This is a genomic window from Streptomyces sp. NPDC001728, from assembly GCF_040297565.1.
Lineage (GTDB): Bacteria > Actinomycetota > Actinomycetes > Streptomycetales > Streptomycetaceae > Streptomyces.
The window spans coordinates 1-9,171 of the sequence record NZ_JBEOZK010000039.1; the positions used below are offsets into that span (position 1 = coordinate 1).

The 9,171-nt window shown below is 72.4% G+C and carries 7 protein-coding genes; 6 read left to right on the forward strand and 1 reads right to left on the reverse strand.

Annotated elements, in window-relative coordinates:
* The 6 genes from ABT154_RS33480 to ABT154_RS33505 all read left to right on the forward strand — a co-directional run.
* Positions 1–842: beta-ketoacyl reductase (locus tag ABT154_RS33480; RefSeq protein WP_351862095.1), on the forward strand; the 842-nt coding region annotated here is incomplete at its 5' end.
* Positions 843–978: 136 nt separating this feature from the next.
* Complete coding sequence (locus ABT154_RS33485; protein ID WP_351862097.1) at positions 979–2,514, forward strand: MFS transporter; 1,536 nt, start codon at positions 979–981, stop codon at positions 2,512–2,514.
* Between the two features lie 173 nt (positions 2,515–2,687).
* The gene (locus tag ABT154_RS33490) at positions 2,688–5,597 is read left to right on the forward strand and encodes a helix-turn-helix transcriptional regulator (RefSeq protein WP_351862099.1); all 2,910 of its coding nucleotides are present in this window, start codon (positions 2,688–2,690) and stop codon (positions 5,595–5,597) included.
* Positions 5,598–5,826: 229 nt separating this feature from the next.
* Positions 5,827–6,042: a flavin reductase family protein gene (locus ABT154_RS33495; protein WP_502969662.1), complete on the forward strand. Its 216-nt coding sequence runs from the start codon at positions 5,827–5,829 to the stop codon at positions 6,040–6,042.
* A gap of 40 nt (positions 6,043–6,082) precedes the next feature.
* Positions 6,083–6,850, forward strand: coding sequence for an AfsR/SARP family transcriptional regulator (locus ABT154_RS33500; RefSeq protein ID WP_351862101.1), 768 nt, complete (start codon positions 6,083–6,085; stop codon positions 6,848–6,850).
* 57 nt (positions 6,851–6,907) lie between these two features.
* On the forward strand, positions 6,908–7,963 hold the full coding sequence (locus ABT154_RS33505) for an LLM class flavin-dependent oxidoreductase (RefSeq protein WP_351862103.1): 1,056 nt from the start codon (positions 6,908–6,910) through the stop codon (positions 7,961–7,963).
* Here ABT154_RS33505 and ABT154_RS33510 read toward each other — a convergent pair.
* The gene (locus ABT154_RS33510; RefSeq protein WP_351862105.1) at positions 7,903–8,967 is read right to left on the reverse strand and encodes an LLM class flavin-dependent oxidoreductase; all 1,065 of its coding nucleotides are present in this window, start codon (positions 8,965–8,967) and stop codon (positions 7,903–7,905) included. The two genes, ABT154_RS33505 and ABT154_RS33510, sit on opposite strands and share 61 nt — an antisense overlap.
* Positions 8,968–9,171: the final 204 nt, after the last annotated feature.

Here is a 9,171-nt window from a genome sequence, read left to right on the forward strand (position 1 = left end):
ACACCCAAGGACAACCCGCCACCAGCCTCGCCTGGGGCCTCTGGAACCAACACAGCACACTCACCCAAAACCTCACCGACACCGACCTCACACGGATGGCGCGGGACGGCATCCTGCCGCTGGGCGACGAGGAGGGCCTCGCGCTCTTCGACGCGGCGCTCGAAGGCAGGCAGCCGCTGGCCGTGGGTGTCGGGCTCGATCAGGCGGCGCTTCGGTCACGGGCGCGGGCGGGCTCACTACCGCCGCTCTTCGGTGAGCTGGCCGGCGAGGGCCGGACGGTACGGAAGGCGGCGGGCGGTGCGTCGGCCGCGGCGGACGGAGGCACCGGGGTCCGGGAACGGCTCGCCGCGCTGGCCGGTCCCGAGCGTCTCGACCTGCTGCTCGGGCTGGTGCGCGGCCATGTGGCGACGGTGCTCGGGCACACGGACGCTGCGGGTGTCGGCACCGAGCGGCCCTTCAAGGAGCTGGGCTTCGACTCGCTGACCTCGGTGGAGCTGCGCAACCGGCTCAACGCGGAGCTGGGTCTTCGGCTCCCGAGCACGCTGGTGTTCGACCATCCGACGCCGCTGACGCTCGCCCGGCACCTGCTGACGGCGCTCGCCCCGGCCGAGGAGGACCCGGTGGCGTCGGCCCTCGCCGAGCTGGACCGGATCGAGGCGCGACTCGTGTCGCTGGGCGCGGCCGAGGGCGGTCGTGGCCGGCTGACCGGACGGGTGCGCGATCTCCTGCTGCGCCTGGAGCCGGAGGGCGGCGATACGGCCGAGGCCAACGCGGTGGAGCTGACGGAGGCGTCCGACGACGACCTCTTCGACTTCATCGACCGGGAGCTCGGCGTCAACTGAGCGGTCGCAGAAATGTTCGATCGGGCCATCAACTAGCCAGGCGCCGTTGCCGATTGCTAAACGGGGACCGTCCCTGTATGTTCGGGAACAGAACCGTGGGAAGTCCCCGTTTAGCGTGTCGAGGAGATGCCGAATCATGAGTGAAAAGACCGTCACGAGCGCCGCGGGGCAGGGCCCGCCCACCGCCGAGGCGGCCGGCCGCCGCAACGGCATGGTGCTCCTCATCGTGCTCACCCTCCAGACGATGCTGATCCTCGACGTGAACGTGGTGAACATCGCCCTGCCCGACCTCAAGGTCGCGCTCGACTTCACCCCCACCGGACTCTCCTGGGTCCTCAGCTCCTACCTGCTGACCTTCGGCGGTCTACTGCTCCTCGGCGGTCGCGCCGGAGACGTCCTCGGCCACCGCCGCGGGCTGCTCCTCGGCGTCACGATCTTCACCGCGGCCTCGCTGCTCGGCGGTCTGTCCAGCTCGGCCGCGATGCTGCTCGCCGCGCGCGCCCTCCAGGGCGTCGGCGCCGCCTTCGCCGCGCCCACCGTGCTCGCCCTGATCGCGACCCACTTCACCGACGAGAAGGCCCGGGCCAAGGCCCTCGGCATGTACGCGGCGGTCTCCGGCTCCGGCGCGGCCATCGGCCTCATCGGCGGCGGCCTGCTGACGGACTGGCTGTCCTGGCGCTGGGTGCTCTTCATCAACGTGCCGATCGGCGTCGCGCTGCTGATCGCCGCCCCGATGTTCATCCACGAGACCGAGCGCAAGCCCGCCCGCTTCGACATCGGCGGCGCGCTCACCTCCACCATCGGCATGAGCGCCCTGGTCTACGGCTTCATCCGGGCCGCCGAGAGCGGCTGGGGCGACACGCTCACCCTGGTCTCCTTCGCCGCCGCGGTCGTGCTGCTCGTGCTCTTCGTCTTCATCGAGACCCACGCCAAGCAGCCGATCACCCCGCTGCGGCTGTTCGCCGACCGCAACCGCGCGACCGGCTACCTCTCGCTGCTGTTCGTGATGGCGGCGGGCAATTCGATGTTCTTCTTCCTCACCCAGTTCCTGCAGGAGGTGCGGGGCTTCACCCCGATCCAGGCGGGTCTGGCCTTCGTGCCGCTCGCCCTGCTGATTCTGGCCACCTCCAGCATCGCCGCCAAGCTCCTGCCCAAGGCCGGACCGCGCGTCCTGACCGCGGTCGGCGCCGCCGCCATCAGCGTCGGCCTGATCTGGTTCGCCCAGCTCACCCCCGGCTCCCAGTTCGTCTCCGCGATGCTCGGCCCCATGCTCGTCGCCGGTCTCGGCATGGGCACCCTGCTCGTCGGCGTCACCACCATCCTGATGTCCGGCCTCGCACCCGAGGAGACCGGCGCCGCGTCCGGTCTGCTGAACGTCATGCAGCAGATCGGCGGCGCGCTGGGCCTCGCCATCATGGTGACCGTGTTCGGCGCCGCCAGCCGCGGCGCCGCCGACGAGGTGCCGGCCGGTCTCGACACCAAGGGCACCGCGGACTTCGTCCTCACCGAGGGCGTCACCACGGCCTTCGTCTGGGGCGCCGGCTTCACCGCCCTCACCATCCTGCTCACCTTCATCATGCGTTCCGTCCCGATGGGCGGCGGCGCGGAGCAGCCCGCCGAGGACGCCCCGGAGCAGTCCGGCAACCCCGCGCAGCACGCCTCGTCCCTGTAGTTCCCATTCGCGACCCCACGCGACGCCCTGGCCGGTTCTCGCCGGTCAGGGCGCGTCCGTGCGCCCGCGCGTCGGACATCCTCCGGTTCGGGCTGCCGTAACAAAGCGCTCGTACCATCGTGGTTGAGGGATCAGGATGGCTCCACGCGAGACGTCGACCCAAGGGGGAAGGGATGGTCACGACAATCATGTCGCTGGTCGCCAAACAGAGCACGTCTTCGGTCCGGTGCAGGGAATCCTTACAACTGCTGAGCGCTCTGCAGGCACTGCAGGAAGGCCGCGGCGGGATCGTCGAACTGCTCGGAGAACCCGGTTCGGGCAAGAGCCGGCTGCTGGCCCAGCTGACCTCGGTCGCACGCGACCGAGGCGTCACCGTTCTCGACGGCCGCTGCTATCCGTCCGAACTCGATGAACCTTTGCACGTTTTCACCCGCGCAGTGAACGGCATCATGACGGCCGACCGGCTGTCCGCCCTCTCGCCCGAGCACGCCGAGCTGCTGCGGGCCGGCCTCTGCGCCCGGCTGGGCGGCCGGGGCACCGAAGTGGCGCCGCTGCAGCTCTCCCAGGCGCTGCACGCACTGCTGAGCCAGGCCGCCGATCACGGCCTGCTGCTCGTACTGGACGACTTCCACTGGGCCGACCCGCAGTCGCTGGCGCTCGCCGACCACCTGGCCCGCTGGACCTTCCAGGCCCCGGTCCTCCTTGTGGTCGCGCACCGGCCCCGGCAGGCCGCGCCCTCCCTGCTCAGCACCCTCGCCCAGGGCGCCGAGCAGGGCCGGGTGGACCGCATCGACCTGCCGCCGCTCGACCTGGACCAGGCGGCCCGGCTGCTCGGCGTACGGCCCGACACGGTCTGGCTGCCCTCGGCGCTCGACGAGAGCAACGGCCATCCGCTCTATCTGCTGGCCCAGGAGGAATCGGCGACGAGGGGCGCGGACCCGCGCACCCAGCTGCACACCGGGCGTCTCGCGCCGCTGGCGGCCGAACTGGCCGGGCTGGACCCGGCGGAACGGCTCGTGGCCGAGTCCGCGGCCGTGCTCGGCGACCGGTTCAGCCGGGACGAGCTGGCGGCCGTCTCCGAGCTGCCCACCGACGAGACCTGCACCGTCGTCAACGCGCTGTTCCAGCTGGACGTGCTCCGGCCGCTGCGCTCCTCCGGCACCCTCCTGGGCTTCCGGCACCCGATGCTGCGCCGGGTGCTCCACGACCAGACCGACCGCTGCTGGCGCTCCCGGGCCCACCGCAGGGCGCTGACCGTGCTCAACCGCCGCGCCGCCTCGGCGTCCGAGCGGGCGGTGCACATCGAGCTGTCGACCAGCTCCTTCACCCCCGAGGACCTGGAGACGCTGGCCAGAGCCGGCCAGGAGGCCGAGCAGAGCTCTCCCTACGACGCCGTACGGTGGCTCCTGACGGCCCTGCACGAGCTGCCCGCCTCCGAGCAGCCGACCGGCAGGCTGCTCGCCCTGATCCCGCCCCTGGCCCGGGCGCTGCAGGCCTCCGACTACCTCGCCGACGACGCCCCGCTGCGCGCCCTGCTGACCGAGGGGTCACCGCTGGGCCCCGACGACGCGGGCCGGGCGGCGATCGGGCTCTGCGTCATCGTCGAGTGTCTGCAGGGACGATTCAGCGCGGCGACGGAGCTGGTGTCGGCCGCCCTCACCGACCGGCGGGCGGCCAAGGCCGACAACGATATCCTCGCCCAGCTCATGATCGGCCGGGGGATGATCTCCTGGATGCGCGGCGACGAGGAGCTGCCCGGGATCGCTTCCCAGGCCCTCGCCCTCGCCCGGTCCGGCGGGAAGCGCACCACCCTGGCCGGGGCCATGGCGCTGCACGCCCTCGGCGAGCTCACGGCCGGCCGGGTGGCGCAGGCCCTGGCCTCGTACGACGCCGCCGTACGCCAGATGGACGAGCTCTCGAACACCGAGATCACCTGCCACAGCGAGTACCTGGCGCTGCTCGGCCAGTGCGCGATGGCGCTCGGCCGGCCGCGCGAGGCGGAGTCGTTCTTCGAGCGCGGCACCACCGTCATCCAGAACTGCTCCCACAACGCGATGCTGCCGGTGCTGCTGAGCGGCCTCGCCGAGGCCCAGCTGCGGCAGGGCCGCCTGGAGAGCGCCCGCAGGTCCGCCGCCGAGGCCACCGAGCTCGCCGGCTACCTGGCTGCCGAGCAGCTGCGCGTGGTGGCCCTCGCCCAGGAGGCGCTGTGCGTGACCTACGCCGAGCCGCCGGGCAGCAGCCGGGCCTCCGCGCTCACCGAGCAGGCCGTGCACTCGCTGCGCCGCTCCGTCGGCCGCTGGCACGGCGCGTCCGTGCTCGCGCTGGCCGAGGCACTGCTGATGCAGGGCAGTCCGGACCGCTGCGTCAGCCTGCTCCTGGACCTCGGCGGCCCCGACCTGCCCCGGCTCGACCCCACGCTGCGGCCCCGGGGCTTCGAGCTGCTCGCCCTGGCCTCGCTCTCCGGCGGCACCGGCAGCTCCGGCGGCACCTCGATGTGGGCCGACCGCGCGAACGGCGCGGCGCAGGGGCTGCGGCTGCCGCACAACCGGGCGTACGCGCTGCTCGCGCGCGGACACGTGCTCGCCGAGCAGGCCGACTGGGACGCGGCGGTGACGCTGTACCAGGAGGCGGAGCGGGCCTTCGACGGGGCCCAGCTGCGGCTGCACCGGCTGACCGCGCGAATCCGGTCGGCCCGTGCGGCGAGCAACAGCAGCCGTCCGGGCTTGGGGGCGGAGCTGTGGGCCTCTGCGCAGGAGCTGGCCGAGCAGTGGGACGTACTGCTGCTCGCCCGGCTGAATCCGGACACTCCGCTGGAGAACTCGCTGGGCCGCGGCTGCCACGCGCTGCTGCCCGCGCCGATCCCTCTCGTGAACGGTCTGGAGGTGCTGACCGGGCGCGAGCGGGAGGTCGCGCGCGAGGCCGGAACGGGCCGGCGGACCCGGGAGATCGCCGAGGCGCTGGGACTGAGTCCCCGCACCGTGGAGGTCCATCTGTCCCGGATCTACCGCAAATTGGAGATCGGATCGCGCGCCGAATTGGCTCGATTGATGGCCGTACGTATTTCCACGGATGTCGCTACGTGATCCTTCTGTGAGCCTGAAGGCACAGCAATGAACGGGGCTGGACACGACCGGCGCCGGAGCAATTCTTCAGGGGGTTGAAGTGAGTCACGGGGAGATCGCCCATCATCACGTCTGGTCGCCTTCCGCCAGATGTCCGGTGGCCGGCGCGGCGGAAGAGGAGCCGCTGACGGAGGACGCGTTCCGGGGCGTCTTCCGGACACATCCGGCAGGCGTGGCGATCATCACGGCGATGGGCGAGAGACAGCCCGTCGGCTTCACGGCGACCTCGCTCGCCTCCGTCTCCTCCGCGCCCGCACTCCTGTCGTTCGGGGTCGGCCGGAAGGTGTACGACCTGCCCGCCGGCGATCACACCGTGGTGATCGCGCAGCCGATTCGCGCGTACCAGGGCCGCCAGGCCCGTCCTCTCGTCTATCTCGACGGTCACTACGGCTCAGTGTCGCGCTGAGCACTGTCGGGTTCCGCGATCTCCGGAAGGTCAACAAGACATGCGATTCGAAATCCTGGGCAGCCTGCGCATGACGGACGCCGACAGGACTTTCACCATCAGCGCGCCGAAGGTGGAATGCCTTCTCGCCGCCATGCTGGTGCGCGCCGGGAACGTCACATCCACCGACCAGTTGTGCGCCGGAATCTGGCGCGACGATCCGCCGCGGCGGGCCACCGCCACTCTGCACGTGTACATATCCCAGCTGCGCAAGATGCTGAAGGGGGCGAACGCCGAGCCGAGCCCGATCGTCACCCGTTTCCCCGGATACGTCCTGGAGCTCGGCGACCACACGCTGGACGCCCACGACTTCCAGCGGCTCGCCCAGCAGGGACGGGCCGCTGCGCGGGCCGGCCGGCACGGGGAGGTCTCCGCGCTGTGCGGCCAGGCGCTGTCGCTGTGGCGCGGCACGGTCCTCGGCGAGCTGCGCGGCGGTGACATCGTCGACGAGTTCGCCACCTGGGCCGAGGAGACCCGGCTGGAGTGCGTGGAGCTGCGGAACGAGGCCGATCTGGCCCTCGGGCGGCACCGCGAGCTGGTGGGGCCGCTGTACGCGCTGGTGTCCAAGCACCCGCTCATCGAGGCGTTCCACCGTCAGCTGATGCTCGCCCTCTACCGCTCCGACCGCCGGGCCGACGCGCTCCAGGCCTTCCACGCGGTGCGCTCCTCGCTCGACAGGGAGCTCGGGATCAGCCCGTGCCGCCAGCTGCACGAGCTGCACCAGGAGATCCTGCTGGACTCCGGTGCCGCGCTGACCAGAGCGGCGTGAAACGGGCGATGTCCGGGCCGTGTTGAAAAACGGGGACAGTCCCCATATTCTCGTCCCATGACCACCGAACTGGGATTCCGACTGTCCGTCCTGGACACCGCTCCGGTGTGGCAGGGGTCGACCGCGACCGTGTCACTGCGCAACACCGTCCGGCTGGCCCGTGCTGTGGACCGGCTCGGCTACCACCGCTTCTGGCTGGCCGAGCACCACAACATGCCGGCCCTCTCGACCTCGTCGCCGGCGATCCTCGCCGGGCAGATCGCCGCCGCCACCACCCATCTGCGGGTGGGGGCCGGCGGCGTCATGCTGCCCAACCACCCGCCCCTCGTGGTGGCGGAGCAGTTCGGCACCCTGGCCGCCCTGCATCCGGGCCGGATCGACCTCGGCATCGGCCGCGCGCCCGGCACCGACCCGCTGACGGCCCGGGCCCTGCGGCGCCAGGCAGGCCCGCTCGGCGGCAACGACTTCCCCGCCCAGATCCAGGAGCTCATCCGCTACTTCGCGCCGCCCTCCGGCGCCTCGCGCGTCCCGGAGCCCGGGCACGGCACCGTCTCCGCCGTGCCCGCGGCCGAGCACTCCGTCCCCGTCTGGCTGCTCGGCTCCAGCGGCTACAGCGCGCAGCTCGCGGCGGCCCTGGGGCTGCCCTTCGCCTACGCGCACCACTTCTCCCCGCACGGCACGACCGCCGCGCTCGACGCCTACCGCGCCGAGTTCCGGCCCTCCGAGTACCTCGCCGAGCCGTACACGATCGTCTCCGCGTTCTGCGGCGTGGCCGAGGACGACGAGCGCGCGGCCCGGCTGAGCGACCCGCTGCGCGTGATCACCGCCCGGTCGTTGCGCGGCCAGAACCCGTACTTCCCGTCCGTGGAGGAGGCCGCCCGCTTCTCCTACGCGCCGGAGGAGCGGGCGGTCGTCGAGCAGCTGTACGGGCCGCAGATCTTCGGCGGACCCGAGGCCGCGCGACAGCGGATCACCGAGTTCGTCAAGGCCACCGGCGCCGACGAACTGCTGATGCTCAGCGCGATCCAGGACCACGACGAGCGGGTCCGGTCCTACGAGCTGCTGGCCGAGGTGACCGGGCTGAACGCCCCCGACCCGGCCGACGTGGCCTGAGCCACCGCCTCGGCGAGGAGCCGGAACCCCCGGACCCTGGCCTTGAGGCCGTACACGGGCGCCGACGCGAGCAGCTCGTCGGCGCCCGTGCGGGCACGGAGATCGGCGAGCCGCCGACCCGCCGTCTCCACCCCGCCGATGATCTGCGGAGCCGCGTACTCCTCGAGGAAGCGCCGATGGGCGGCCGTCAGCGGGTACTCGGCCGCCTGCTCGGGCGTGCGGAACAGGGTCAGCGGATTGATCCGCCCCTCCACCTGGGCCACCTTGGCGGGCCCCGCCTGGTACTCGGCCTCCTCGTCGGACTCGGCCACCACCACCTGCGCCGACACCGCGACGTACGGCCGTTCCAGCCGCTCCGAGGGGCGGAACTCCGCACGGTAGCGGGCCACCGCCGCTTCCGTGCCCGCCGGGTTGAGGTGGTGGGCGTAGGCGTACGGCAGTCCGAGCCGGGCCGCCAGCGAGGCGCTGGAGGGGCTCGTGCCGAGCAGCCAGACGGGCACCGGTTGCTCCACGGCCGGACAGACCGCGACCGGCGGGCGGGCATCCGGCGCGGACGGCGACAGATAGCCGATCAGCTCGGCCAGCTGCTCGCCGAAAGCGCCCTCGTGCGCCGGGTCGCCGGTGCGTCGCAGCGCCCGCGCGGTGGCGGGCTCGCCGCCCGGCGCGCGGCCGACGCCGAGGTCGATCCGGCCCGGGTGGAAGGCCTCCAGGGTGGCGAACTGCTCGGCCACGATGTACGGCACGTGGTTGGGCAGCATCACACCGCCCGAGCCGATCCGCAGCGTCGAGGTGGCACCGGCCAGCTGCCCTATCAGCACCGGCGGCGTGGAGGTGCCGAAGGCCGGCATGTTGTGGTGCTCGGCCAGCCAGTAGCGGTGGTAGCCGAGCCGCTCCACCTCCGGCGCGAGCTCCAGGAGTTCCCGCAGCGCCTGGGCGGCCGGAACCCCGTCGAAGACGGGCACCGTGTCGAGCACGGACAGACGGAAGGGGGCGGTGTCGTTCATGGGCGACTCACTATCGTCGGACACGGCCGGAACCCGAAGTCCCGGCCAGGGTGGTTGAGGAGACGGCGGACCGCGGCACGAAGCCGTCGGCCCGCGGGGGCGGTGCGGACAGGGGTGTCCGGGACTGCCCAGGGGCGTCCCGGGGCATACCGGCCGTGCCCGTCCCGTCGGGCACGCCGGTCGTCAGGCCGGGCGCATCGGTCG

Coding starts and splice junctions, on each gene's coding strand:
- ABT154_RS33500 (WP_351862101.1), top strand. CDS start 6,083: ATGCGATTCGAAATCCTGGGCAGCCTGCGCATGACGGACGCCGACAGG.
- ABT154_RS33495 (WP_502969662.1), top strand. CDS start 5,827: ATGGGCGAGAGACAGCCCGTCGGCTTCACGGCGACCTCGCTCGCCTCC.
- ABT154_RS33510 (WP_351862105.1), bottom strand. CDS start 8,967: ATGAACGACACCGCCCCCTTCCGTCTGTCCGTGCTCGACACGGTGCCC.
- ABT154_RS33490 (WP_351862099.1), top strand. CDS start 2,688: ATGGTCACGACAATCATGTCGCTGGTCGCCAAACAGAGCACGTCTTCG.
- ABT154_RS33505 (WP_351862103.1), top strand. CDS start 6,908: ATGACCACCGAACTGGGATTCCGACTGTCCGTCCTGGACACCGCTCCG.
- ABT154_RS33485 (WP_351862097.1), top strand. CDS start 979: ATGAGTGAAAAGACCGTCACGAGCGCCGCGGGGCAGGGCCCGCCCACC.